Origin of the sequence: Chitinophaga sp. 22308, from assembly GCF_052045305.1 — a bacterium.
GTDB classification, from domain to species: domain Bacteria; phylum Bacteroidota; class Bacteroidia; order Chitinophagales; family Chitinophagaceae; genus Chitinophaga; species Chitinophaga varians_A.
Genome location: NZ_JBQEOP010000008.1, coordinates 120,939 through 146,288, shown reverse-complemented (window position 1 = coordinate 146,288; position 25,350 = coordinate 120,939). Strand labels below are relative to the sequence as shown.

The following is a 25,350-nucleotide window of genomic DNA, read 5'->3' as shown; positions in this document are numbered from 1 at the left end:
TGATGCAGAACTATCATAAAATACTGACTATTTCAGGCGGGCTGCTGTTATGCGCCATCCTTCATTCATCCTGCAAGAAACTGGTATCTGTGCCAGACCCGGTGAATACGATCTCCACGTCCCAGGTGTTCGGAACGGAGAAACAGGCCAACGGCGCTATGGCAGGCATATATACCCGCATGATCAATGGTGACAATCCTTTCCTTACTATATCGATAGCAGACCAGTCGTTTGCCGGCGGACTCTCCACCTTTATGGGCGGCCTGTCTTCAGATGAACTGTTTTTTTTCATGAGCTCGGCGGACAAGTCCTGGTATCTGCCAAACACCAATAAGCTGACCGCTTTCGACGCCGGTCGCAGCAATAATCTCTGGACTTCTGCCTATACTTCCATATACGGTGCCAATAGCATCATAGAAGGAGTGGGTGCTTCCACCGCCCTGAAAGACAGTGTGAAGCAGGCGCTGAGCGGAGAAGCAAAGTTTGTCCGTGCCTTTGCTTACTTCTATCTCACTAATTTTTTTGGTGATGTGCCGCTGGCCCTTACCATCGATTTTAATAAAACACGCATCATGCCGCGTACGCCGCAGGTACAGATTTACCAGCAACTGGTACAGGACCTGAAAGAGGCGGCAGCAGCCATGCCTGAAACATATCCCACCAGTATGGGCGAAAGGATACGCCCCAACCGCTATGCAGCCAGCGCATTGCTGGCACGGGTGTATCTCTACCAGAAAGACTACGCCGGCGCCGTGGACGCAGCTACCACCGTGATCAACCACACATCATTGTATCAACTGGAGCCGGACCCGGACAATGCCTTCACCGTAGCCAGCAAGGAAGCTATCTGGCAGCTGCAACAGGCCAACGCCGCTAATATGCGGGGAAATGCCACGCCAGAGGGCTATGATTTCAGCCCAAGCGTGCCCAAGGTCGGTATTGCGCCGTATTGTCTTACCGATGTGCAAATGAAAGCGTTTGAGCCGGGCGATAAACGCCTCTCCTGGATAGACAGCACCAAAACATCGCCAGGACTGGGCCAACCGGAGGTCGTAGCCTACTTTCCCAACAAATACAAAATCGGCAAGAACAACAATGCTATAGGCGCTCCGCCCCGGGAATATTATATGATGCTGCGCCTGGCCGAACAGTACCTGATACGCGCAGAAGCAGCGGCCAACGGCGGTCCCGGCGGACTTGCCTCTGCCATCGCTGACCTGAATGTGGTCCGCTCCAGGGCCGGTCTTCCTGCCTTGTCCAATTCCCTGAGCAAGGAACAGGTACTTGCGGCCGTCGCCAAAGAAAGACAGACAGAACTCTTTGCTGAATGGGGCCATCGCTGGTTTGACCTGAAACGTACCGGCAAGGCGCATGACGTCCTGACTGCGCTCTCACTTAAACAGCCATGGGCCGGCGATTACCAGCTGGTATATCCTATCCCGCCCACAGAGATCACCGTAAACCATTTCCTGATTCAAAATCCCGGCTACTGATTATGCAACGCATCATTTATTACGTGGGCTGCCTCCTGGTATTATTGCTGGCAGCCTGCTCTAAAGATAAAACACCTCCCGGCACCGCTTCACTGACGATCATCAATGCGGTGCCCGGCAGCCGGCCACTGGTCACTAATTTCAACGGTACCAGCCCTATCCGGTACGATGTCGCTAATCAGATACCGTACAACACATTTGCGCTGGCCAACAACCGCTTTAGTTCCTACGTGGGCAACCAGCCATTGGCATTGTACCAGTATCCTGATACCACCGAAAAAAGCCAGCCGCTGTTCAACCTGATGCTCGACCTGCCGGTAGGCGCCATGCGTACATTGTTTCTTACCGGCACTGTTGCCAAACCCGACACGGTGTTTGCCAACGATGCCGTGCCTTTCCACCCGATCGGCGACAGCGTGTGCGGTTTCCGTTTCGTCAACCTCTCTGCCGGCAGCGCACCGGTGAAAGTGACGATCAAGGGAAAGTCCGGCGCACCGGAAGTCAGCAGCCTGCCATTCAAAGGGATCACCGGATTTGTCAGCTATCCTGTCAACGCAGCCCAGGAAGATTATGAGTTCGTATTCAGCGACGCCGCCACCGGGCAATACATTGCCAGCATCGTCACCCAATATGTGCACAACCTGCCTGCCGGCTGGCTTAATCCATGGTTGTACCAGAACTACACTTTTGCGCTGATAGGTACGCCGGGCGGTACCAATGGCCAGGAGCAAAAGGTGCTGTCCATCAAATATTAGGCGGGCATCAACATTCAATTATTCAAAACGTATTATGAGCACTATCTTAAAAATTGACCGGCTCTCTCACAGGTACAGCAGTGCCTGGGCTATCCGCGATATCAATCTGGAAATAGGCCATACCGGTGTCATTGGGCTGTTAGGCTCCAATGGCGCTGGTAAGTCTACCACCATGAATATCATCTGCGGTGTGCTGAACCAGACGGAAGGCCAGGTGTATGTGAACGGGCTGGATATCCGCCAGCAACCTGAACTGGCGAAAAAAGAGATCGGTTTCCTGCCGCAGAACCCTCCGGTATATACAGACCTGACAGTGGACGAGTACCTGCGCTTCGCGGCGCAGCTGCGGCATATCGAAAAAAGCAAAGTGCGCAAAGCGGTGGAAGAAGCAAAAGAGCGCGTGGGCATCTCCCATTTCAGCACCCGCCTGATCAGCAACCTCTCCGGAGGCTACCGCCAGCGTGTAGGCATCGCGCAGGCTATCATCCACAAACCCAAACTGGTGGTGATGGACGAACCCACCAACGGCCTCGATCCCAACCAGCTTATTGAAGCGAGAAAACTGATCCGCGAAATAGGGCAGGACCATACGGTGCTGTTGTCTTCCCATATCCTCTCCGAAGTACACCTGCTGTGCCGCGAAATTGTGATGATCGAAGGAGGCCGTGTCATTTTCTCCGATACCATGGAGGCATTCAACAACTACGTACAGCCGCACAGCGTGCTGGTAAGAATGGAACAGCCGCCAACCGCTGCCGAGCTACAGCAGATCAGCGGCGTGTCCAGGGTGGATTTTCTCAATGACAGGCAAATCCGTATCTACTTCGATGGCGATGAAAGCATCACCGAAAGGATCATCACCGCCAGCGTACAACACGGATGGCGCCTGCGTGAGATCAACCTCGATAAAGGATTGCTCGATGATATTTTCAAGCAATTATCTATTCAATCGCTCCAATAATTTTTATACATGAAGATGATATTCAAGATTGCTAAAACAGAGCTCCGTAACCTGTTCTACTCGCCGGTGGCCTGGTTCTTAACAATCGCTTTTATGGTGCAGTGCGGCGTATACTATGTTTCTCCATTGTATGGTCTGGCCAACTGGCAGGATGTGATTTCCCGGAACAATCCAAATTTTACCGACTTCGGTATCTCCATGACCGATGCCCTCTTTCTGGGACAGGACGGTATTTTTGCCAACGTATTGCAAAATCTTTACCTGTTCGTTCCCCTGCTGACGATGGGGCTTATCAGCCGCGAAGTGAACAGTGGCACGATCAAACTGTTGTTTTCTTCGCCTATCCGTACCCGTGAGATCGTGTTGGGGAAATATCTCGCGATCATGATCTATAACCTGCTGCTGGTGGGTATTGTAGGAGTGTTTATGATCGTTGGGATACTCAATATTCATGCTGCGGATTATGGCGTGCTGCTCTCTGCAGCGCTGGGCTTCTATTTGCTGGTATGTACCTATACGGCCATCGGGCTGTTTATGTCCAGCCTGACCAACTACCAGATCGTATCGGCCATCGGCAGCTTTATCATCATTTTTGTGTTGAGCCACATCAGTGGCCTCTGGCAGAAATATGATATCGTAAGAGACCTGACTTACTTCCTGTCTATTTCCGGCCGTACCGTCAAAATGCTGAAAGGGTTGATCACGACCAAAGACGTGGTTTACTTCGTGATGATAGTGTATATGTTTGTCACCTTTACGCTCATCAAAATGAAAGCAGGGCGCGAATCCAGGCCATGGTGGGCACAGGCTTCCCGTTATGTGATGGTATTTGCTTCCGTGCTGGTGATCGGCTATGTGAGTTCCCGGCCGGCTTTTATCGGCTACTGGGACACTACCCGCAGCAAGTCCAACACCCTGCATCCCAATACCCAGACCATACTAAAAGATCTGGGCAAAGAGCCCGTGGAGATTACGCTGTACACCAACCTGCTGGGCGCCGGCGTTCACCGCGGTTTGCCGGAGAACCGCAATGATTACCTGTGGAACCTCTGGGAACCATACCTCCGTTTTAAACCGGACATCAAATTTAACTACGTTTATTACTATGATACCGATGATGCTGACAGCACGCTGTATAAAACCTGGGTGGGCAAAAGCCTGCCGGAAATAGCCGGCCAGACAGCGGAAGGGCTGCAGGTCAATGTAAAAGATTTTACAGCGCCGGCAGAAGTACGTAAGATGATCAACCTGCGGCCGGAAGGCTACCGCCTCGTGATGCAGTTGAAATACAAAGGCAATACCACCTTCCTGCGTACCTTCGATGACGCCAACTTCTGGCCGGAAGAGCAACAGGTAGCGGCAGCACTTAAAAGGCTGCTGGGCAATGTGCCTAAAAACATCTTCCTGACCGGTAACCTCGAACGCAGCATCTACAAAAAAGGAGAGCGCGAGTATTCCAATCATGCTGTCGCAAGAGACAACCGTCAGTCGCTGATCAACATCGGTTTCGATTCAGACAGCCTGTGTGTGGAGACACAGGAGATTCCTTCCGGCATCTCCACGTTGGTGCTGGCCGACCCTAAGACAGCCCTGAGCGCGGCCGCGATGGAAAAAATCAGCCGTTACATCAGCAACGGTGGCAACATGCTGATATTCGGAGAGCCCGGCAAACAGCAGATGCTTAATCCTGTATTGAAACAACTGGGCGTGCAGCTCATGGACGGTACGCTGATAGAAGTGTCTAAAGACGAAATGCCGCATATGGTGAAACCCGGTCTTACCGCTGCGGGTACCCACCTTTCTGAAGACCCTGCGCTCATCGCGTTGCGGGAAATGCAGACAGATGGAAAAAGTATGGGCCTGCTGATGCCTGGCGTCACCGGCATCACCTTCGGAGACAGCAGCGCTTTCAAAGCAATGCCTTTGCTGGCGACTGTTCCGGGCAATGCATGGCTCAAAGCCGGTCCGGTGGTGACAGACTCCACTGCCCCTGTATTTAATCCGCAGGACGGAGATACCCGTCAGCCATCGTACGCCACGGCCGTAGCACTGACCCGCACCATCAACGGAAAAGAGCAACGTATAGCCGTCAGCGCTGACGCGGATTTTATGAGTAATCTCCGCATGGGTGGCGGATTCCTGGGCAGAAACCTGTACGCCTGGATGGTCAATGACGCATTCCCCATCTATACGCCAAAACCCAAACCGATCGACACCAAACTGACGATAACCGCCACCACGGCGAATATAGAGAAGTACCTGTTCGTGTGGATTTTACCAGGACTGGTGCTGCTGACAGGAACAATATTACTGGTGCGCCGTAAAAGGCAATAAACCTGGAAACTATGTTTTTACAAACGGATGAACAAACCATAGAAGACCTCCGGATATTCGGCAAACGGGATGTGAGCGGTATCTATGAGCTGTATAACCACACGCATACACGAGGCGGGGAAACGCTGTTGCAGGAGATGTTCCGGCAGCCCTTGTCGGATAAGGAAGCGATCAACCGCAGAAGCAGTATCATCGCTCATTTTGCGCAGCAACGCGTGGCCTTCCCGTTTGAAGCCGCTATGTTTGATATGGCGGAGAAATACCTGAAAAACGGAGACGAACAAACGAAAAGCGCCGGCCGCGCGGTGGTGCTCGGAGAGAAAGACATCTACAACGGTGTCACCTCCGTCATCGGACTGGTACAGCAGCTGCACCGTTTCATAGAAAGCCCGACGGTAGCCGGTGCGGCAGCATATACCGCCGAGCGTACCGCTATTGCACTGCTGCTGGCTGAACCGGCGCTGGAGCCTGCATTGAATGAACCGATGAAAGGGAAGCTGTCATACGGCGCGGTGACGGCCTTCGATCTGCTGTTCCGTACACGGGAACGGCAGCGTATCACAAAGCTGCTGGAGCATGTATATACGCTGGACGTATATCTGTCAGTGGCAGCGGTGGCCACAGAGAAGCAGTTCGTGTTCCCTACAGCGCTCGATAAAGGCAGTGCGGTATTACAGCTGGAAGGCGTGTATCATCCGTCTTTGAAAAACCCGGTCAGCAACAATGTGTTCATGGGGCCTGACAGCAACGTGATCTTTCTTACCGGCGCCAATATGGCGGGTAAATCCACCTTCCTGCGTTCGCTCAGCACAGCATTGTATGTGGCGCATATGGGCTTCCCCGTGGCGGCCCGTAAGATGGTCTTCTCTGTGATGGACGGCATCTTCACCACTATCAACCTGCCGGACAATCTCGGCATCGGGGCCAGTCACTTTTATGCTGAAGTGCTGCGCGTGAAAAAAGTAGCGACGGCCCTGAGCAGCGGACAGTCGCTGCTGGTCATCTTCGATGAGTTGTTCAGGGGCACCAATGTGAAGGACGCACATGAGGCTACCGTGGCCGTCAGCCGTGCATTCGCCGGCTGTAAAAACAGCCTTTTCGTGATCTCTTCCCACATCGTGGAAGCAGGCGAGGGGCTGAAAGAAGCCGGCAGTGTAGACTTCCGTTACCTGCCTACCCGCATGAACGGTCACCAGCCCGAGTATACGTATACGTTAGAGCAGGGTATCACCGATGACCGTCATGGTATGATCATCATCCGGAATGAAGGCATACTGGATATTCTCAGGAACGGTCGCAAGACTAAATAAAAATTGCAGTTATGAGCTTTAGTATAGACAGGCAAACGATGGACGAACTGAACCTGCTGGGCAAGTTCCGGCAGGGTTCAGTATATCACCTGTTCAACCAGGTGAAGACAAGGGGAGGAGAGCGTTTGCTGGACACCATGTTCCAGTCGCCGCTGGAAGATATGGCAGCCATCAATCAGCGGAGCAGCATTTTCCGTTTCTTTCAGGATGCGCAGCTGGTATTTCCTTTTGATGTGCCGCAGCTGTCACAGATGCGGGAATACCTCGACACCGGCGGCAGTAAAAACGTATTGCTGTCGATGGCCGACACCCTGCTGAAGAAAGGTCTCTCTACCGTGGCCCGTGATGAACGTTACCGGAAGAATGTGCAGGGTTTGCAGGCCACCATCGTCACAGTGAAAAAATGTACCGCCTTTGTAGCGTCCATGGCATTGCGGTCAGGTCCGTATGACGAGCGTATCAGCGCTGTCCGGCAGCTGCTGCGTACCCGTGAACTGGAGCAGCTGGCCGACATGGACATCTATCAGGCATTGCCTGTGAAAACGCTGGCCACCTATGACCATCTGTTGAAGAACAAACTCCGACAGGCCATGGAAGAGCTGCTGGCATTTATCGATGAGCTGGACGTATATATCGCTGTAAGCGATGTGGCGCGGGCCAAAGGATTTGAATATGCGCAGGCGTTGCCACCGGAAAAAAATATGCTCTCCGCAACGGGATTGCACCATCCCTGTATCAACAATGCCATCGGCAATGATATTGAGATGCAGCAGGGCAGTAATGTACTGTTCCTCACCGGCGCCAATATGGCGGGTAAGTCCACGCTGATGAAATCGATCGGTATCGCCCTGTACCTGGCCCATATGGGCTTCCCGGTAGCAGCTTCCCGGTTTGTTTTTTCCGTCCGGGAAGGGCTCTATTCTTCGATCAACGTGTCCGACAATATCAACCTGGGCTACAGCCATTTCTATGCGGAAGTGGTAAGGGTGAAGCAGGCCGCCGAAGCCACGGCCAGCGGCAAACGCCTGCTGCTCATGTTTGACGAGCTTTTTAAAGGCACCAACGTAAAAGATGCGTATGACGGCACGCTGGCGGTGACAGCTGCTTTTGCGGAATACACCGGCTGCCTGTTCATCGTGTCCACCCACATCATTGAAGTGGGAGAGGCGCTGAAAGACAAACCCAATATACAGTTCCGCTTCCTGCCTACGGTGATGGAGGGTAGCCGTCCCCGTTATACCTACCGCCTGGAAGACGGGATTACGGAAGACCGTCAGGGGATGATGATCATCCGCAACGAAGGCATCCTGGAACTTATTAATGCCAATAACCTGTAAAAAACACCTAACATATAACATATGAAGAAGCTGTTGACATATGGCGCCAGCGCCATACTGGCCTGCGCATGCCTGCAGGCGCCGGCCCAGGAGAAAAAACTGGCCAGCCTTACGAAAGAGGATTTTATCGCTGACTTCCGGTTGGCAGTCGATATTCTGAAAAAACAACATCCCAATCCGTATAAGTTCATTGACTCCGTAACTTTCGCCCGCCGGGTGGACTCGCTGATGGACCGCATGGCCAAAGAGCCGGACGTGCTGACCAGCCTGCAATATTCGCCTGTTTACCTCGTGCGGGACGTACATACCAGCCTGCGGCTTTCCAATGATAATTCCCGTGAGTTGTATAGTACGCTCCGCTTCTTTCCCTATCCGGTGATCATCGAACGGGGACGGATATACGTGAATATCAAAGGCGCCGCTATTCCTTTTGGCGCTGAAATCACCAGCATTAACAACCAACCGGCCAAAGAAATTCTGCAGAACCTCTCCACTTCCGCCTATAGTGATGGTTTTATTCCTACCGGCATGGACCGGCTCTATTCCGATTTTCAGGTGACCTTTAGTCTGCTGACGCCCCGCCAGGCCACCTATCCGGTGACCTGGACGGCGCCCGGCAGCAAAGAAACCAAAAAGACAGTGCTGCCGGCGTCTGGGCCTACCGCCGCTTTCCATGCCACCAGGCAGGCTGTTTTCCCGTTCAACCTCCTGCAAAGGGCCTATTACATCTACAATGACTATGACGACAGTACGAAAACCGGCCGGTTGACCGTCAATACTTTTGGCATCGGGGAACAGGAGGCTTACAAAGAATTCAGTGAGTTCTTCCGGGAAGTAAAAAAACGGAACTATCAACAGGTGATCATCGATGTACGCAGCAACGGCGGTGGTAACCCGGCTATCTCGGCACTGTTGTATTCTTTCATGGCAGATGCGCCTTTCCGCAACGTGTATAACTACCGTACCCGCAATATCGGCGTGGCCTACCCGGAATATGCCGTGGCGGAAAATGGCAGAAGGCTTTCCGATGAAGACATACAGGGACAGAAAAACTTTTTCTATCAGCGTTTCGACAAAGACAGCTCCGGCTTCTACGTGGGCAACGCCCGCCTGAAAGACGGCCTGCTGGAGAACTTCCCGCCGGATAAAGATGCCTTTCACGGTAAAGTATATGTACTGACCGGCGGCGGCACGGTGTCCGCCGCGACTTACTTCGCTTCGCTGGTACAGAAAAACAAAAGAGGTATGATCATCGGCAAGGAAACCGGTAGCGGCGAAGCAGCTACCACTGCAGCCTGGTTCCAGCGTTACCTGTTGCCGCGCACCAAATGCGTATTGACGGTGCCGTTATCAGAGCTGTATTTCTTCAATGCCACACAGGACCCCGGACATGGCGTGATGCCGGACAAGGAAGTCCCGATGGATAAATTCATGGGGTATGTGCTGGCAGACAAAGACCCGGAAATATCTTATACCATGGAGCTGATCAATGCGGCAAAATGATAAAAAAGCTGGTGTGCCTCGCACCAGCTTTTTTTATGCTTCTTTAGGATATTTTAAAATAAATACACATCTTTGCATCTGAAATAAGGTTCTTGACAGTAGGAACTTTTTGATTCAGATCGTTATGAGATTGTAGTATATAGTGCAGAAACGGCTTTCTGCCATATCAACCCCGAAGTATTGTACACCTGTATCCCCGGTTAAAATTCTTCCTCCTTGTAATCCCTTTTCAGATACGTAATCATCAAGTTTTTAAAGTCATTTTTTACCGGTAGGCCCGTGTCATTGATGCATGCATCAATGTGCGTGTGCTGTTTTGTCGCCTGTTGTGCGGCCCGGTTGACCTATGCCCTGAAAATGCACTTAATTTTTATGTTATGAATAAATATGAAAGACTCAAAAATGAACTGGAAACAGTTGGGACCGGAAAAATGAAAGCCTTTGGCGCTTCTATGTTGCCCATCCTTAAAAGCGGTACCCTGCTGACGTTTCAGCGGGAACAGGAATATGCGGTGGGAGACATCGTGTTTTGTAAAGTGAAAGGGCGTTATATTGATGCGCACAAGATCACCAAAAGAGATGCTAACAAAGGATACCTGATCGCCAATAATCACGGGTTTGAAAACGGATGGACCAAGGTGATCTATGGCAGGGTTATATTGGGAGAATATGAAAACCGGATCATTTACCGCAAAGGGTAACCGGCTCCCATTTGAATCCTTTGTCCCCTTTTGTTATTTTCCCCACCCCCGGCCATGGCAGATGATAAGTCATGGTCATCCTTCCGGAGTTTGCCGCTTCCTGTAAAAAACTTTCCCGTGTTTGGGCTGCCTGCTCAAAATCCATGTCATAAAACATTCCCCATTCCGGATGTTGCAACAGTACGGCTGCGTGTAGCAGGTCGGCGCTGTGCAGTAAGGTTTCCGCACCGGAAAAAATCTCTACCATGCTGTGCCCTGAAGTGTGTCCGGGCGCAGGTATTAACCTGATACAATCGTATAGTGTTGCCCGTGGGGCTGCCAGTCGCAGCTGTGGCTGAATGGCGCGCAGTATCTGTGGTATACGGGTGGTGAGCCCTGTTTGCATCGTAGGCGCAATGTTCAGCGGGCTGGCAGAAAAGTCGGGCTGGTCTTGCATCCAATGGTCGTATTCCGTTTGACTTAAATGAACAATAGCATTTGGAAAAACGAGTGGACCATCCGGGTGTAAAAGGCCGCCTGTATGGTCAGTATGGGCATGTGTCAACACGATATCGGTAATGGACATCGCCGGAATGCCGGCAGCAGCGAGGTTTGCCGGCAACAGTCCGCTGGTGGTGTCTTCCTGTCCGAGGCCGGCATCGATCAGTATCAGTCTGTCCTGATGGCGTACCAGGAGGATGTTGAGGTCCAGTTGCAGCACATCTGTAGGGAGTAGCAGTGCCCGTAGCGAATGATGCACCTGGCTGGGCTGTTCATAAGGCCCAATCATGGGATGCGCAGGGGACAGGGACTGATGGCCGTCGCTGAAGACCATCAGCTCCAGGTGCCCTACGCGGAAAGAAAACGGTGTTTGCATGATGTTTATTTGCCTGCAAACTTCGGTGAATTTCATACTTTTGTAAAGTTGAATTATCTCATTAAATACTTTAATAAAACTAAAGTATGATCACTGATATATTAGACCTGGACTTATTACGCACTTTTGTATTGGCGGTGGATTTAGGCAGTTTTGCCCGTGCGGCGGAGCAGGTGTCCCGCTCACAGTCAGCCGTGAGCCTGCAGATGCAGCGACTGGAGGAACTGACGGGCCACCAGCTGTTTGTCAGGCAGGGGCGTGGCCGCGAGCTAACGGCCAGCGGTGAGCTGCTGATCGGTTACGCCCGGCAGTTACTGCGGCTGAACGACCAGGCGGTGGAAGCATTGTCCGCCCGGCAGCTGGCGGGGGTAGTACGCCTGGGCATGCTGACAGATTTTTCCGAGGGTAGTCTGCCGCAGGTGCTGGCGCGTTTCGCCGAACAGCATCCGCGCGTGCAGATGGAGATAACGATCGATAAGCAGGTGGTGCTGCAACAAAAATTACTGTCAGGAAAGCTGGACGTGATCGTATGTGTTGGGGCGCAATTGCCGGAAGGTGCTGTGTTGATCGGTAAAGTGCCTTTACGTTGGATCGGGAATAAAACAGTGGCGCAGCAGTCGCCGTTGCCGTTGTTGCTGTTTGAACCGCCCTGCCTGTTCCGCGCTGCCGGCCTGGCGGCGCTGGAAAAATCCGGTGTTGCCTGGAAGCCGGTGCTCACCGCCAGCAATGTGGCAGGTATGTGGGCAGCTGCCAGGGCCGGACTGGGCATCACTATCCGCACGCAGATAGGATTGCCGCCGGATTGTAAGGTATTGCCGGTTTCCCGCGGCCTGCCGGTATTGCCGCAGATATTCGTCTACCTGCTGACGGCGCCACGGAAAAAGAATGTTGCTGCCGCTGCCCGGTTGACAGCCATCGTGCAGGATACGCTTAGCAGTGAACTGAAAAATATGCAGGGACTTAAGAAGAAATCATAAGAAATTTGTTAATCATCCGCTTTTAATAAAATCATGAGAATGCCCGGTAATACTATAGCTAGCTTTGGTAAATGTTAACGCCAATTTTTGCCAAAATCATTTCTTTATGAGTATTACCACAATTGTTTGTTTGCCACATGAGTTAAAAGATGAGTTAGTCCAAATCATGCAGGATGAGTTTGCGGTTTCTCTTCAGATTGCCCGGGAAGCCTACGAAGGCATGCTGGAAGGGTATTTCTGCCGATTAAAGGCAGGGGTGCAGTTTGTGATCGAGTATCCTTATGTGGATAAGGTTTATCGGGATAGCTACTATGCATACTTTTCTTCCAAGCGAAGAGTGTATCAAAAGAATTGTATCCGGGTGTCTGTATTTGATGGTATCGTTCTGCCGGACCAATTCAGGAATGCCAAAGGCATTGCCAGCCTGAGGGAGCGGTACCGGGGATTTATGGTGATAAGGCCTACCATGCCTCATGTTATTGGTAGGAGCGTGCTATCTCCACATGCATTGCAACAGCATGGTTTTTTTAGTCTTATGGGGAGGTTTCCAACAACCGTGAATGCGGTCAGATTTGAAGCAAGGGGCTTTCCGCACGCTTCGCAGGATAGGGAAACACTCACTTGTTCTGAAACGTCATTATGGGCCATGATGGAGTATTTTGCCTCACGATATGCTGAATATAAGCCTGTAGTACCTTCTGATATTATCGATATGTTGAAAAGCCGATCCAGTTCAAGGCAAATTCCATCAGAAGGACTTACAATTGAGCAAATGAGCTTTGCGTTGAGGGAGTTCGGTTTTGGAACGATAGCCTATGACAGATCAGAGTATTCATTGACATCGTTTACAAATTTGTTATCGGTATACGTCGAAAGTGGTATTCCATTGATTGTAGTAGTGTCAAATGTTCATCTCGGAGGAAGCGTGAGGCATGCAGCAGTGATAGTGGGACGTTCGGAAACAACGAATGCCGATATCGATAGTCTTTCATCTGTAGAGGAAGGTAGTGCAGAGCTGGCTGAAATGATGAAACGAAAGAATATCATTATTGAGGACAATGCTGACATAAAACGTCGTTTTGTTTTTATAGATGATAATTACCCGGCTTATCAAATTGCTCCTCTTGAATCGCCAATGGCATATTATGAAGACGACGCCTGGAGAAAATGTGAAATTATGCAGGTGTTAGTCCCCCTTTATCCCAAAGTTTATTTGGACGGATTTGAAGCTAGAAGGTATATTAAGGAGTTATTATTAAGTCAGTTATTTCGGATTCCATCAGGAGCCAAACTATTTATTCGCATTTATCTCACCAGCAGTAGATCCTACAAGGATTATCTTGCTATAGAAGATAGCTTTTCCGACCATGTCAGAAACGCTATTCTATCTATGCAAATGCCAAAGTTTATTTGGGTGGCGGAAGTCTCTTCAAAGGAACTAATAAAACAACATAAAGCAAATGGGCTTATTGTTGTGGATGCGACAGAGACCAATACGATTTATGACAATGCATTGATCGTGTGCTGCTACGAAAATAGGTTTTGCTATAGAAAAGTTGAGGATAATAAATTAGTTAATAATTCTCTATCTTTGAATGAGTTTAATATTTTTACCAATAACCTAAAAGGCTTTTGATATGGCAATAAAAATAGATGGAGCTAAAGAAATTTTTGCCAAATTGGAAAAAGAAGGGGAAGCTCATGTCGTGGACAGTCCGGAGTATTGGCAAAATATAAAAGAAATAAACAGACGTATGGAGGAGTTTCGTCGCGAGTCCAGGATGAAGCGTCAAAATTCCTGGATTGCTGCTTCTAAATTTTTCATCACATCATAAAGTATGTATTCCTTACAACACCCGAGGCTGGCAAACCATTGCCGGCCTTTTATATTTTAAAAACAAACAAAATGGAACCTGTTTTTTCTCCCGTTGACCTGGAAACCTGGCAGAGAAAACCATACTTTGATTACTTCTACTATGGTGTGAAAACCAAATACAATATCAATTATAACCTCGATATTACCGCGTTGATAAAGGAACTTAGAGAAAGAGAATTAAAGTTTTACCCTGTGATGTTGTATGTCATCATGAAAATGGTGAACCGGCATGAAGCCTTCCGCTATGGCTTTGATGACAAAGGGATATTAGGCCATTGGAACTATGTCGTTCCTTCCTACACTATTTTTCATGAAGACGATAAGACATTTTCTGATTTATGGAGTGAATATCACGAAGGCTTCGCGGATTTTTATAAGACAATCATCCATGATATGGAGACTTATAAAAAAGTGAAGGGATTAAAGGCCCGTTCCGGCCGGCCACAGAACTTCTGCCCGGTATCTGCGTTGCCATGGCTTAGTTTTGCCGGTTTTAATCAGGATACATATACAGAGTCTTCGTTGTTGTTCCCGATTATCCGGTTTGGCAAATATTATACGGAACATGAAAAAGTGATGCTGCCATTGACCATTTTTGTGCATCATGCTGTGGCCGACGGTTATCATACCTGCCAGCTGATCAATGATATGCAGGAAATGAGCAACAAGGCAGGGGCCTGGTTGGCTGAATAGCGCTAATGCGCCGCCAGACAGATGTCTTCCTGGAATTTCAGATACTGCCTGGGGCTCAGACGAACATAATGCTGGAAGTCATGTATCAGCTGGCTCTGGTCATAGTAGCCGCAGGCATCAATAAGCTCAAACCAGTCGGTGGAAGCACCAGTCGCCACCTGTTGCTGTAGCATCTGTACAGCTTTTAAAAAGCGCTGATACCGCTGGCGTTCTTTTACTGTATAGCCGAATTGTTTTTTCTGGTGCAGCTGAACATTACGCTCGCTCTGGCCCGTTGCGTCAGCAATCGCTTTGACAGGGTTCAGGTTCTCATCTTCAAAGTTGGCCAGCTGTTCAGAGAGCAGGTGCTGGTCCTGCAGATATGGTCTGCAGAAATGCAGGATATGCTCTACCTGCGCCGCGGGAGCAGGTATATGTTGTAATGATTCCCATAACGCGGTAAAACAATTGTCGTCTACCAGTTCGTCCGGATGCCCCGCCATGGTGGCGCGGCCAAAAAAGCGATAGAAGGCATCGTCTTTGAAATTAGCCACCAGTATGCTGGTGCCTGCCGGCAGGGTATAGTCAAATGCCTGTTTCACCGGTCCCAATACAATACACTGCTCCACTTCCATCTGCGTTTGCTGCGCAGAATGCAGGATGCCCTTTCCGCCAAACACAAAAACCATGATCGTCTGATAGGTGGGTAACAGCGTTTTCCTCACCGCTGCACTGGTATTATTGGCAGCATGATAAAAATGGGAAAACACCGTTTCATACTCCGCCGGAACAGGCAGCCGCGATTGTTGATAGTCTTTATGTATACCCTGGTCCATGCCTCAAAGATAGCAGAAATAAGGGGAGATGTTAATCATGGCATTTTCACATCTGTGATGAACTATTGCTAAAATGATGAAATAGTTTTGTCTTGATATGGTACTACCGCCTCATCTCCGCCATAATTTTCCTTATATTCACAACATTACACTGTAAAGGGAAACCTGCCAGAGCTATTCACTTTTAATTTGTTCAGATTTATGACAATCCAGTTTTTTTACCTGGCACTTAGCCCAATGGGTGAGAAACTACCGTATTTATATAGTAGCGTTTTTACAATCACCTACCAGCATTTGAAAGATCTGGTAGCACAACAACAGGAATTGGAAGCAGCTTTCAGGGTATACAATCGTCAACCGGAAGAGTATAAAGCAGTATGGTCAGTGGGAACGGACGGAGAGGAGCAGGCTGTGGCCGACAGGAACGATGAAATACGGGCCTGGCAAATGGACGAAAAAATTGTACGGACAATAAACTGGCCCTGACAGTAAACCGCCAGGGCCATGGAATATTATTCATGCTCGTGCTGATAGATCCTTTCTATCGCGCCTTTGTATTTTTCCAGCACTACTTTTCTTTTCAGGCTTAGCTTGGGCGTCATTTCACCGCCGGCGATGCTCCACTCTTCGGGCAGCAGCTCGAAGCGTTTGAGCTGTTCCACATGGTTGAAGTGCTGGTTATAGTCGTCTATCACTTTCTGATAGGCCTGCTGCACTTCCGGACGGGCAATGGCTTCGGCGTTGGTGGTGAAGGGGATGTTCTGTTTGTTCATCCAGTACTTCAGGTACGGGAACGCAGGTACGATCAGCGCGCCGGTGAACTTATGCCCTTCGCCCACCACCATGATCTGTTCAATGAAAGGGCTTTCCTTGAACTTGTTTTCGATAGGTTGTGGCGCCACATATTTACCACCGCTGGTTTTGAAGAGTTCCTTTTTGCGGTCGGTGATTTTGATGAATTTTTTATCTACCCATATGCCGATATCACCGGTATGCAACCAGCCATCGATCACTGTTTCGGCCGTAAGATCGGGGCGTTTGTAGTAGCCTTTCATGACGGTAGTGCCTTTTACGCATATTTCACCGTCTTCGTCCAGGCGCACTTCGATGCCTTCAATAGGAGGGCCTACCGTACCGAATTTGGTGCCACCGGGTTTCCTGCGGTTAACGCAGATAACGGGGCTGTTTTCGGTGGGGCCATAACCTTCATACACCGGTATTTTGGCGGCGTTGAAGATACGCAGCAGTTTCTCCTGGCAGGCCGCGCCGCCGGTAACGATATAGCTGATATTGCCGCCCAGCGCCTCACGCCATTTGCTGAAGACTAACTTGTTGGCAATAGACAGCTGGAAATTGTACCACGCGCCACCGCTGATATTGTTGTCATATTTGCCGGCAAGGGACACTGCCCAGAAAAACAGCCGCCGCTTTATGCCGGTGAGACTGTTACCGGTAGCCATAATTTTCTCAAAGACTTTTTCCAGCAGCCGGGGCACTGTAGTAAACCCGTCTGGTTTTACTTCTTTCAGGTTCTCACTGAGCGTGTCCAGGCTTTCCGCATAGTAGATGCTGATACCACTGAAAAGATAGATATAGGTGACTGTCTTCTCAAAAATATGGTTGAGAGGCAGAAAACTAAGCACCTTCTGCTGCGGGGCATCATCAAAAGGAAAGCTGACCTTGGAATACATCACGTTGGAGGATATATTGGCATGGGTAAGCATTACTCCCTTGGGAGTGCCGGTGGTACCGGACGTGTAAATAATAGTTGCCAGGTGTTCGGCATCAATGCCTGCTTTGATCGTCTCCACCTGCGACAGCAGCGCAGGCGTGGCCTGGGCTGTAATCGTGCTCCAGTGCGTAGCGCCCGGAATTTCATCAAAGGTGAAGATCTCTTTCAGGGAAGGCACGCCGCCCCGGATACCCTGAATTTTATCCAGCATCTCTTTGCTGCTGACGAAGATGTACTTCACGGCGGCATCGTTCAGGATAAATTGTATTTCTGCCGGATTAGTGGTAGGGTATAAGGGCACCAGCACTGCGCCGGTCTGTTGTACGGCCAGGTCTGTAAACACCCATTCCGGCCGGTTGTTACTGATAATAGCGATCTTGTCGGCGCCTTCCGGCGTAAAATCGTTGCCGCCTACGCCCAACTGTAATAAGCCGGCACTAAAGCGGTTCACTGTTTCACTGACACTGGCGGTACTGAATGTCTTCCAGCTGCCATTGATCTTGGCGGCCAGCATGTCCTGTTTGGGGAATTTCTCCAGCTGAAACTTTACTGCGTCGAATAGCCTGTGCCTCGGGAGCGTACTCATAAGGTAGATTTAGTGATGTAATAGGTACCAGTTCTTATTAAATATACTAAAAAATATATGTTATAAAGATGAAATTATAACCAGGAAATCGATGATCTCCATGTTTCATCTTTTCAATATTACGGTTCCGGGAGAGACTTGCCTTTTGGGAAAGCGGCATCGTTTCCTGCGAAAAAGAAGACATCACCATCATCGTCAACACCAGCAGTAACGGCAATCCTGGCATATGGACCACCGGTGCTGTTTCCTACAATATAATCAATTTTCACACTTGACCAACACGGCCGTCATGAAACTTATCACCTGTACACATTGCTTTTATGCTGATCTTTTCCTATTTTTTCCCCTTTACTGAATTTAAATGGCCGGCAACCGCATGACACCGGCGTCAAAATAAGAATATGCTTACTGCTTTTATAAACGGGACCATCTACACCGGCGCTCAGGTGATCACTGGTAAAACACTGCTGACGGAACAAGGAAAAATACAGGCGCTGGTGAACCCGGCGGATGTCCCTTCGCAGGCTACAATAGTGGATTGCAAAGGACATATCATCGCGCCGGGCCTGCTGGACCTCCAGATCTATGGTGGCGGCGGATACCTTTTCTCGGCCCATCCTTCTCCGGAGGCGCTCAACGCCATGGCACAGGCATTGGTGAAAAGCGGCACGACCGGCTTTCTGCTCACCCTGGCCACCGATACCATGGAAGTGTTCCACGAATGTATCCGCATTGTGCGCAACAACCCCCATCCTGCGGTACTGGGCATGCATCTGGAAGGACCTTATATCAACCCGGTAAAAAAAGGCGCCCATACCCTGGAACTGATCAAACGCCCGGAACGTGCTGAGCTGGAAAGCCTGCTCACTGCCGCCGGCGGTATCGTGAAGATGATCACCGTGGCGCCTGAAATGTGCGACCCCGCTATCCTGCGCTGGCTCGACGCGCAGGGCGTCATCCTTTCTGCCGGCCATAGCAACGCTACTTTCAACGAAGCCATGGAAGGGTTCCGGAACGGCATACGCGCCGTCACACACCTGTTCAATGCCATGTCGCCCCTGCAGCACCGCGATACCGGCCTGCCGGGCGCTACATTCCGCGACAACAGCGTATATGCGAGCATCATCGCAGACAATATCCATGTAGACGACAACGCCCTGATCATCAGCAAAAAGGTGCTGGGCGACCGCCTCTTCCTGATTACGGACGCAGTGGAAGCCAACAATACAGGCGCCAGTCTGCATGTGGCGCAGGAAGACCGCTTCACGCGGCCCGACGGTACACTGTCCGGTTCCCGTCTGACGCTCATGCGCGCCGTGCAACGTTGTGTGCAGTATGCCGGTATCCCCCTGGATGAAGCGCTGCGCATGGCTACCGTATATCCTGCCACGCTGATGGGGATCAAAGATCGTGGCCGTATTGAACCTGGCTGCCGCGCAGACCTAGTCATATTTGATCATCAGTATACCGTGAAAAATGTATATATCGCCGGCGCACAACAGTGAGCCGTGGGAAAATGTTAATACAGGGAGATGAAAAAAAACTGTCTGACAATAATAGCCACTTTGTGGCTGGCCAGCCTCTGCGTGTCCACTGCCATGGGGGCCGCAGCATCCTGGATACGGATTAACCAGCTCGGGTATCTGCCCCGGGGCGTTAAGGTAGCGGTATGGGCCGGCAAAGACGCCGGTATGCCGGCCACTTTCCAGCTGGTGGACTCCGCAAGCAATAAAACCGTTTTCTCCGGCAGCACCGGCAAACCATTCGGCCGCTACGGCCCTTTTAATGAAACAGCGCGACTGGACTTCAGCAGCTGGAAAAAAACAGGCACCTTTTACCTGAAAGCAGGGGAGGTGAAATCACCATACTTTCGTATAGCCGACAACGTATATGCCGGCGCTGCCGACTTTACCCTGCGGTATATGCGACAGCAACGGTCGCTCTTTAATCCTTTCCTGAAAGATTCCTGTCATACCCATGACGGCTATACGCTGTACGGCCCCATGCCGGACAGCACCCACCTGGACGTGGCCGGCGGCTGGCATGATGCCAGCGACTACCTCCAGTACTCCACCACATCGGCCAACGCTACCTACCACCTGCTGGCGGCATATCGCGATTTTCCACAGGTATTCGGCGACCGCTATGCGGCCAACGGACTGGAAGGCGGCAACCATGTGCCGGACATCCTCGATGAGGCACGCTGGGGCCTCGACTGGCTCCTGAAAATGCATCCCCGCGACAACTGGATGTTCAACCAGATCGCTGATGACCGTGACCATAACGGCATGCGCCTCCCCAAGGAAGACCCTTTCTACGGAAGAGGATTCGAACGACCGGTATATTTCTGCTCCGGCCAGCCACAGGTCAGAGGCAAGTTCATGAACCAGACTACCGGCGTTGCCTCTACTGCCGGTAAGTTCTCCAGCGCTTTCGCACTGGGCTACGACCTGCTGAAAGATAAAGACGTGGCCTATGCCGGCACACTCCGTCAGAAAGCGCTCACGGCCTATGATATGGGCCGCAAACAACCGGGCGTATGCCAGACCGCCTCTGTGAAGTCGCCCTACATCTACGCGGAAGACAACTGGGTGGATGATATGGAACTGGCAGCGGCATCACTGTACCGGCTAAACGGAAAAGATGACTACCGCCAACAGGCGCTGGACTATGCCGCCCAGGAAAAAGTAACGCCCTGGCTCGGAAAAGATACTGCCCATCACTATCAATGGTATCCCTTCATTAACCTCGGACATTATGAACTGGCCCGGCAACTAAAAGGTCCCTCCCGGGAAACCATCACCGGTTATTATCAAACAGGTATCGACAAAGTATGGCAACAGGCTAAGAACAATGCTTTCTATCGTTATATTCCTTTTATCTGGTGCAGCAATAACCTCACTACGGCTTTCGCGGTCCAGTGCTACTGGTACCGGCAACTGACCGGAAGCAATGAATATGCTGCATTGGAGCAGGCCAACTTCGACTGGCTCTTCGGCTGCAATCCATGGGGCACCAGCATGGTGTACGGTCTGCCTGCCCATGGCGACACACCCGAAGATCCTCATTCCGCTTTCTCCCATCTCGGACATTACCCGGTGGATGGCGCGCTGGTTGACGGTCCGGTATACACAAACATCTATAAAAACCTGATCGGTATCCAGCTGTCCAAGCCAGACGCCTATACGGAGTTTCAGAGTGACCTTGCAGTGTACCACGATGATTTTGGAGACTACAGCACCAACGAACCTACGATGGATGGCACCGCCTCACTGATATACCTGTTGGCAGCCATGGACCAGGAAGGCCGTAACCACAGCAATGCCGTATCGGGTAACAATGCGGCATATACGTATGCGGCCGGCGCCATTATCCGTGGCGATACCACCCGGAAAACACTGACGCTCGTCTTCACCGGCGATGAATTTGCGGATGGGGCCCAGGTCATACGCCGCGTTTTAAAACAACAAAAAGTACCTGCCGCTTTTTTCCTGACAGGGAAGTTCTATGCTAATCCGGCTTTCCGGCCATTGGTTAAACAACTCAAAGCAGACGGCCATTACCTCGGGCCGCATTCCGACCAGCATCCGCTGTATTGTGACTGGCAGAAACGCGACAGCCTTTTGATTACCCATACTGCTTTTGAAAAAGACCTCGCCGCCAATTACCGGAAAATGCAGGCACTGGGCATCACTAAAAACGCGGCACCTTATTTTTTGCCGCCCTATGAATGGTACAACGATACCATCGCACAATGGACACGCGCGGCAGGGCTGCAACTGGTCAACTTCACACCAGGTACACGCTCCAACGCAGATTATACTACACCGGCCATGAAAGGGTACCGCTCTTCGGCGGAAATCTATCAGTCCATTCTGCAATATGCCGACACCCGACCGGGCGGACTAAACGGCTTTATGCTCTTGCTGCACATCGGCACTGATCCGGCCCGCACCGATAAATTTTACAATCGCCTGGATGAACTGATCACAGACCTGAAAAAGAAAGGTTACCGGTTTGTTTCACTCGGCCAACTACTGCATTAATAAGGCCCCGGGCGAAAGTCCGGGGCTTTTTGTATCACCAGCTCCTGCCACTGCTGTAGGCATCGTACTCTATCGGCGAAAGCGGATCTTCCGGATAATGAAGCAGATACTTGCGCACCTTCTCGCTGTCCTTATGCGGCAGGTAAAGGAAACTGAGGAAACGGTAAGGCCTTCCGTAGAAAATCTCTTCCGCATCTTTGGCCAGGTTAAGCCCCGCACGAGGCACGGCAAACAGACGCACATTGCCGATGTCGTTGTACGATGGCATGGTAGCGATGTGTACCAGCCCGAAATGTAAAGGCTCCTCCCGCATGATGCTGCCAAACTGCTTGAAGATTTCCGTGCAGACTTTCAATGGTCCCGCTATGGCGCCGGCACGGGAAGGTAGATGCCGGGTATCGGCCACAGGGGCGATGCCGCGGATAAGGATTCCACCAAACGATCGTTCTGTCGCCAGCGTGACGTCCATCCCCGAACCATGGAAATACCACTCTCCGTTACTGCTGCGGGGATGCTCATGTGCATGAGCATAGGGATCATTATGGGTATCGCTGCAGTAGTAAAACTCACAATCCACGATCCGGTAAAAGTTTTCTCCTACCCGTAACAAATGATTGTTCATCAGTATTTCCGCGATACGCCGGAATGAAGCCTGGCAGGTCTCGGCATCGATGTCATCTATATGCAGGAGGTCTGTCATATTTGTTTTTTCTGCAAAAGAAACAAATATAAAGAGACAGTGATGAGGTGTTGGGTTTATGGATGAAACCCGGTGTCTAATGATGAGATAAGGCGGTTTAAGCAGATGGAAATAGTTTCAATCGGCTAGTGTTTTTGTCAATGTATGAGGCGCTGTATGTATTGCTGGTAATGATTTTGAAGGATTTTAATTGTTTGGTGCGTTCAATCTGCGAAGCCACCTCCAAGAAATTTTTAAGTTTTTTTTGTCGGGAACAATATGTAATAACTTCAACCAATATACGAAAATAAATACAGGTTGAATTACGGAAAAAATCTACTTACTTTGTAGCACCATGGACCACATTGCGCAAATAAAACAGTTAAGGGAGCAGGTGCCTGTCGGCCTGCGCCACGCGGGGATTTTACTGGAAAAGACCGGCGGTGATATCATAACTGCCAAACAATTGTTTATACAGGAAATACAGGCGGTGGCGCTGAGCAAAACAAATGCTCCGGCGGAAATTGTGTTGCCCCTGCTGGAGCGGCACCAGTATGATATACCAAGGACATTGGCTGCTTTAGAGGAAGTGTTGTATTCGATAACAGAGAGGGCGCTACGAAAAATCAAGCGTAATCATGAGGCAGCTATCGACAAGGTGGCGACCATCATTGAAATAGCCACACCATTGCAACGGAACTTCTGGTTGCCACTGGACACCATGAAGCTGCCGAATGTGTACCAGCAGACTTTTATGACCATCCATGAATGGCTCTCGTATGAAGCCTACGAAGATTTTGACTACGCGCTGTATTTTTACCGGGAACTGGTGAGCAATACCATCCGGGATACGCTGGCATGCCCGGAAGTGGCCGCTGCCATCCGGGATGGGGATAGAAACGCTTTCCGCCGTCACCGTGCAACGCTGATCGAACAACTATACAACCTGGTAGTAAACAACATCAGCTATTTTCCGTGAGCTGTTGTATTTTTTGGGAAATGATTTTTTTATCGGCAGATGAATGACTCAGCGCCAGGGCCTTTTCCAATGCGCTGTGCGCTAAACTATTGTCGATGCCGGTATACAATTCCCCTAGTAACAGATGATACTGATAATGGTCGTTAAGTGACAGTTTCTTCGCTTCCTGTAAGGCCGCTTCCTTGCTGTTGGCCCTGGAAAGGGCGTAGGTCCTGTTAAGCGCGGCAATGGGAGAGTACTCTACTGTCAGCAGGTGGTTATACAATTGCAGGATATTTTCCCACTTCTCCGGCGTGTTGGTCTTAATGGTATGCCAGTACGCAATGCCTGCTTCAAAATGGTACTTGGAAGCGGTATTGCCTTCAGAGGCTTTGTTCAGAAAAAACTGTCCCTGTCGGATCAGGTCTTCGTCCCACAGACTGGTGTCCTGGTCATCATATAAAATAGTTTCCCCGCTGTCGTCAGTACGGGCTTCGAACCGCGATGCCTGAAAGCTCATCAGGGCAATGAGGGCGTTGACGGCCGGGGTGTTGGTGGCTTCGTTTTCTGTCAGTAAAAAGGTGAGCCGCATGGCTTCGAGGCACAGGTCTTTGCGCAATGAATGGTCATGGCTGGCGGAGAAATAACCTTCGTTGAACAGCAGGTATAGCGTGCGCAGCACCGCTTCCAGGCGGCCGGGGATCTGCGAGGCTTCCGGGAACGCGATGGCTATATTCTCTTCACGCAGTTTTTCTTTGGCCCGCAGCAACCGTTTGTTGATAGTATCTTTGCCGGTGAGAAAGGCGTCAGCGATTTCTTCAATGCCAAAGCCGCACAATACCCGCAGGGCCAGCCCTATCTGCGATTCCAGGGAAATGGCGGGATGACAGACGGCAAACATCATCTGCAACTGGCTATCCTTGATGTTCTGGACAGAAAGGTCTATTTCCGGCACTTCGCTGGTAACAGCCTGGCTTAACTGTACGGATACTTTTTGCTGGAACACGGCGCGATGTTTCAGGTGGTTTTTCGCTTTGTTCTTGGCCACGGTGTACAACCAGGCTGCCGGGTTTTCCGGCAGCCCTTTCAGGCCCCACAGTTCGGAGGCGGACAGAAAGGTTTCGCTGGCAATATCTTCAGCTATGTCCAGATGTTCAAATCCCAGCAGCTTGCACAATACCGCCGTGATCTTGCTGTATTCGGTCCTGAACAAATGGGGGAGCAGTTCTTTTTCTTCCATAATTAAAATGCAAATTACGAATTGAAGGCTTACTTATAACAAGGTTAATAAGCAACCTCTCCATAAGTAAACTCTCAATTCGTAATTCGTAATTCGTAATTTGTAATTCGTAATTACAACACGCTGATTTCCCTGATTTCCACGTTGCCGCCAACTGCCAGTATGGGACATCCTTTGGCCAGTTCAGCTGCTTCTTCGATGGAATTAGCCTGTATAACGGTATAGCCGCCCAGTGTTTCTTTGATTTCGGTGAAAGGTCCGTCAGTCACCACGTTATTAGGTCTGATTACTTTGCCGGTCTGTTCGAGACGGTTGCCACGGTCTGCCAGTTTGTTCTGTGCCGCAATGCCGCCGATCCAGTCCATCCATTTTTTGGTGTTAGCCTGCATTTCTTCAGGTGAACGTTGGGCTGCTTGTGTAGTGTCTGCTCTGTAGAGAAATAAGAAATTTTTCATGGCCTTAAATTTAGATGTTTATATCCTAATAACAACCATGCTT

General features: G+C 50.4%; 22 protein-coding genes. 16 read left to right on the top strand and 6 right to left on the bottom strand.

The features are described 5' to 3' along the window. The first annotated feature begins 2 nt into the window (after positions 1-2). The 8 genes from ACTJJS_RS29145 (at position 3) to ACTJJS_RS29110 (ending at position 10,394) form a co-directional block, all read left to right on the top strand. Positions 3-1,493 carry a RagB/SusD family nutrient uptake outer membrane protein gene (locus tag ACTJJS_RS29145; protein ID WP_440667118.1) on the top strand — a complete coding sequence of 497 codons (1,491 nt, stop codon included), beginning with the start codon at positions 3-5 and terminating at the stop codon, positions 1,491-1,493. A 2-nt stretch (positions 1,494-1,495) separates the two neighbouring features. Then, complete coding sequence (locus ACTJJS_RS29140) at positions 1,496-2,248, top strand: hypothetical protein (protein ID WP_440667116.1); 753 nt, start codon at positions 1,496-1,498, stop codon at positions 2,246-2,248. 34 nt (positions 2,249-2,282) lie between these two features. Beyond that, positions 2,283-3,209, top strand: a complete 927-nt coding sequence (locus tag ACTJJS_RS29135; RefSeq protein ID WP_211092749.1) for an ABC transporter ATP-binding protein — start codon at positions 2,283-2,285, stop codon at positions 3,207-3,209. Between the two features lie 9 nt (positions 3,210-3,218). Continuing rightward, positions 3,219-5,543 (top strand): Gldg family protein, encoded by a 2,325-nt coding sequence (locus ACTJJS_RS29130; RefSeq protein WP_440667114.1) that lies wholly within the window; start codon positions 3,219-3,221, stop codon positions 5,541-5,543. Positions 5,544-5,554: 11 nt separating this feature from the next. Further along, entirely contained in the window at positions 5,555-6,853 is a 1,299-nt protein-coding gene (locus ACTJJS_RS29125) for a MutS-related protein (RefSeq protein WP_440667112.1), read from the top strand. Between the two features lie 11 nt (positions 6,854-6,864). After that, positions 6,865-8,190 carry a MutS-related protein gene (locus tag ACTJJS_RS29120; protein ID WP_440667110.1) on the top strand — a complete coding sequence of 442 codons (1,326 nt, stop codon included), beginning with the start codon at positions 6,865-6,867 and terminating at the stop codon, positions 8,188-8,190. Positions 8,191-8,211: 21 nt separating this feature from the next. Next, complete coding sequence (locus ACTJJS_RS29115) at positions 8,212-9,693, top strand: S41 family peptidase (protein WP_440667108.1); 1,482 nt, start codon at positions 8,212-8,214, stop codon at positions 9,691-9,693. Positions 9,694-10,070: 377 nt separating this feature from the next. Further along, a complete protein-coding gene (locus ACTJJS_RS29110; RefSeq protein WP_168873690.1) occupies positions 10,071-10,394 on the top strand; it encodes a S24 family peptidase in 324 nt (107 codons plus the stop codon). Here ACTJJS_RS29110 and ACTJJS_RS29105 read toward each other — a convergent pair. Beyond that, positions 10,375-11,250 carry an MBL fold metallo-hydrolase gene (locus ACTJJS_RS29105; RefSeq protein WP_440667106.1) on the bottom strand — a complete coding sequence of 292 codons (876 nt, stop codon included), beginning with the start codon at positions 11,248-11,250 and terminating at the stop codon, positions 10,375-10,377. The genes ACTJJS_RS29110 and ACTJJS_RS29105 overlap by 20 nt on opposite strands. Before the next feature lie 86 nt (positions 11,251-11,336). On the opposite strand from ACTJJS_RS29105, the gene ACTJJS_RS29100 reads away from it, so the two are divergent. From ACTJJS_RS29100 to ACTJJS_RS29085, 4 genes are all read left to right on the top strand, one after another. Beyond that, on the top strand, positions 11,337-12,227 hold the full coding sequence (locus ACTJJS_RS29100; protein ID WP_440667104.1) for a LysR substrate-binding domain-containing protein: 891 nt from the start codon (positions 11,337-11,339) through the stop codon (positions 12,225-12,227). Positions 12,228-12,333: 106 nt separating this feature from the next. Continuing rightward, complete coding sequence (locus ACTJJS_RS29095) at positions 12,334-13,863, top strand: hypothetical protein (RefSeq protein ID WP_440667102.1); 1,530 nt, start codon at positions 12,334-12,336, stop codon at positions 13,861-13,863. A 1-nt stretch (position 13,864) separates the two neighbouring features. Next, positions 13,865-14,062, top strand: coding sequence for a hypothetical protein (locus tag ACTJJS_RS29090; RefSeq protein WP_440667100.1), 198 nt, complete (start codon positions 13,865-13,867; stop codon positions 14,060-14,062). Positions 14,063-14,133: 71 nt separating this feature from the next. Beyond that, the gene (locus tag ACTJJS_RS29085) at positions 14,134-14,796 is read left to right on the top strand and encodes a CatA-like O-acetyltransferase (RefSeq protein ID WP_440667098.1); all 663 of its coding nucleotides are present in this window, start codon (positions 14,134-14,136) and stop codon (positions 14,794-14,796) included. Positions 14,797-14,798: 2 nt separating this feature from the next. Here ACTJJS_RS29085 and ACTJJS_RS29080 read toward each other — a convergent pair whose 3' ends face one another. Next, positions 14,799-15,611, bottom strand: coding sequence for a helix-turn-helix domain-containing protein (locus ACTJJS_RS29080; protein WP_440667096.1), 813 nt, complete (start codon positions 15,609-15,611; stop codon positions 14,799-14,801). Between the two features lie 201 nt (positions 15,612-15,812). Here ACTJJS_RS29080 and ACTJJS_RS29075 point away from each other — a divergent pair, with 201 nt between their 5' ends. Next, complete coding sequence (locus ACTJJS_RS29075; RefSeq protein WP_168873697.1) at positions 15,813-16,097, top strand: hypothetical protein; 285 nt, start codon at positions 15,813-15,815, stop codon at positions 16,095-16,097. A gap of 26 nt (positions 16,098-16,123) precedes the next feature. Here the strand turns inward: ACTJJS_RS29075 and ACTJJS_RS29070 are convergent, their stop codons facing one another. After that, positions 16,124-17,929 (bottom strand): AMP-dependent synthetase/ligase, encoded by a 1,806-nt coding sequence (locus ACTJJS_RS29070; RefSeq protein WP_440667094.1) that lies wholly within the window; start codon positions 17,927-17,929, stop codon positions 16,124-16,126. Positions 17,930-18,330: 401 nt separating this feature from the next. On the opposite strand from ACTJJS_RS29070, the gene nagA reads away from it, so the two are divergent. Then, positions 18,331-19,434, top strand: coding sequence for an N-acetylglucosamine-6-phosphate deacetylase (nagA, locus tag ACTJJS_RS29065; protein WP_440667092.1), 1,104 nt, complete (start codon positions 18,331-18,333; stop codon positions 19,432-19,434). A gap of 27 nt (positions 19,435-19,461) precedes the next feature. Then, complete coding sequence (locus tag ACTJJS_RS29060; RefSeq protein ID WP_440667090.1) at positions 19,462-21,975, top strand: glycoside hydrolase family 9 protein; 2,514 nt, start codon at positions 19,462-19,464, stop codon at positions 21,973-21,975. 34 nt (positions 21,976-22,009) lie between these two features. On the opposite strand, the gene ACTJJS_RS29055 is transcribed toward ACTJJS_RS29060, so the two are convergent. After that, the gene (locus ACTJJS_RS29055; protein ID WP_440667088.1) at positions 22,010-22,675 is read right to left on the bottom strand and encodes a hypothetical protein; all 666 of its coding nucleotides are present in this window, start codon (positions 22,673-22,675) and stop codon (positions 22,010-22,012) included. A gap of 334 nt (positions 22,676-23,009) precedes the next feature. Between ACTJJS_RS29055 and ACTJJS_RS29050 the strand changes: the two genes are divergently transcribed. Then, entirely contained in the window at positions 23,010-23,633 is a 624-nt protein-coding gene (locus ACTJJS_RS29050; RefSeq protein ID WP_440667086.1) for a hypothetical protein, read from the top strand. Here ACTJJS_RS29050 and ACTJJS_RS29045 read toward each other — a convergent pair. Together ACTJJS_RS29045 and ACTJJS_RS29040 are read right to left on the bottom strand one after the other, a co-directional pair. Next, positions 23,617-24,852, bottom strand: a complete 1,236-nt coding sequence (locus ACTJJS_RS29045) for an RNA polymerase sigma factor (protein ID WP_440667084.1) — start codon at positions 24,850-24,852, stop codon at positions 23,617-23,619. The two genes, ACTJJS_RS29050 and ACTJJS_RS29045, sit on opposite strands and share 17 nt — an antisense overlap. A 113-nt stretch (positions 24,853-24,965) precedes the next feature. Beyond that, complete coding sequence (locus tag ACTJJS_RS29040; RefSeq protein ID WP_168873705.1) at positions 24,966-25,307, bottom strand: YciI family protein; 342 nt, start codon at positions 25,305-25,307, stop codon at positions 24,966-24,968. Between the last annotated feature and the right edge of the window lie 43 nt (positions 25,308-25,350).

Coding starts and splice junctions, on each gene's coding strand:
- ACTJJS_RS29145 (WP_440667118.1), top strand. CDS start 3: ATGCAGAACTATCATAAAATACTGACTATTTCAGGCGGGCTGCTGTTA.
- ACTJJS_RS29140 (WP_440667116.1), top strand. CDS start 1,496: ATGCAACGCATCATTTATTACGTGGGCTGCCTCCTGGTATTATTGCTG.
- ACTJJS_RS29135 (WP_211092749.1), top strand. CDS start 2,283: ATGAGCACTATCTTAAAAATTGACCGGCTCTCTCACAGGTACAGCAGT.
- ACTJJS_RS29130 (WP_440667114.1), top strand. CDS start 3,219: ATGAAGATGATATTCAAGATTGCTAAAACAGAGCTCCGTAACCTGTTC.
- ACTJJS_RS29125 (WP_440667112.1), top strand. CDS start 5,555: ATGTTTTTACAAACGGATGAACAAACCATAGAAGACCTCCGGATATTC.
- ACTJJS_RS29120 (WP_440667110.1), top strand. CDS start 6,865: ATGAGCTTTAGTATAGACAGGCAAACGATGGACGAACTGAACCTGCTG.
- ACTJJS_RS29115 (WP_440667108.1), top strand. CDS start 8,212: ATGAAGAAGCTGTTGACATATGGCGCCAGCGCCATACTGGCCTGCGCA.
- ACTJJS_RS29110 (WP_168873690.1), top strand. CDS start 10,071: ATGAATAAATATGAAAGACTCAAAAATGAACTGGAAACAGTTGGGACC.
- ACTJJS_RS29105 (WP_440667106.1), bottom strand. CDS start 11,250: ATGCAAACACCGTTTTCTTTCCGCGTAGGGCACCTGGAGCTGATGGTC.
- ACTJJS_RS29100 (WP_440667104.1), top strand. CDS start 11,337: ATGATCACTGATATATTAGACCTGGACTTATTACGCACTTTTGTATTG.
- ACTJJS_RS29095 (WP_440667102.1), top strand. CDS start 12,334: ATGAGTATTACCACAATTGTTTGTTTGCCACATGAGTTAAAAGATGAG.
- ACTJJS_RS29090 (WP_440667100.1), top strand. CDS start 13,865: ATGGCAATAAAAATAGATGGAGCTAAAGAAATTTTTGCCAAATTGGAA.
- ACTJJS_RS29085 (WP_440667098.1), top strand. CDS start 14,134: ATGGAACCTGTTTTTTCTCCCGTTGACCTGGAAACCTGGCAGAGAAAA.
- ACTJJS_RS29080 (WP_440667096.1), bottom strand. CDS start 15,611: ATGGACCAGGGTATACATAAAGACTATCAACAATCGCGGCTGCCTGTT.
- ACTJJS_RS29075 (WP_168873697.1), top strand. CDS start 15,813: ATGACAATCCAGTTTTTTTACCTGGCACTTAGCCCAATGGGTGAGAAA.
- ACTJJS_RS29070 (WP_440667094.1), bottom strand. CDS start 17,929: ATGAGTACGCTCCCGAGGCACAGGCTATTCGACGCAGTAAAGTTTCAG.
- nagA (WP_440667092.1), top strand. CDS start 18,331: ATGCTTACTGCTTTTATAAACGGGACCATCTACACCGGCGCTCAGGTG.
- ACTJJS_RS29060 (WP_440667090.1), top strand. CDS start 19,462: ATGAAAAAAAACTGTCTGACAATAATAGCCACTTTGTGGCTGGCCAGC.
- ACTJJS_RS29055 (WP_440667088.1), bottom strand. CDS start 22,675: ATGACAGACCTCCTGCATATAGATGACATCGATGCCGAGACCTGCCAG.
- ACTJJS_RS29050 (WP_440667086.1), top strand. CDS start 23,010: ATGGACCACATTGCGCAAATAAAACAGTTAAGGGAGCAGGTGCCTGTC.
- ACTJJS_RS29045 (WP_440667084.1), bottom strand. CDS start 24,852: ATGGAAGAAAAAGAACTGCTCCCCCATTTGTTCAGGACCGAATACAGC.
- ACTJJS_RS29040 (WP_168873705.1), bottom strand. CDS start 25,307: ATGAAAAATTTCTTATTTCTCTACAGAGCAGACACTACACAAGCAGCC.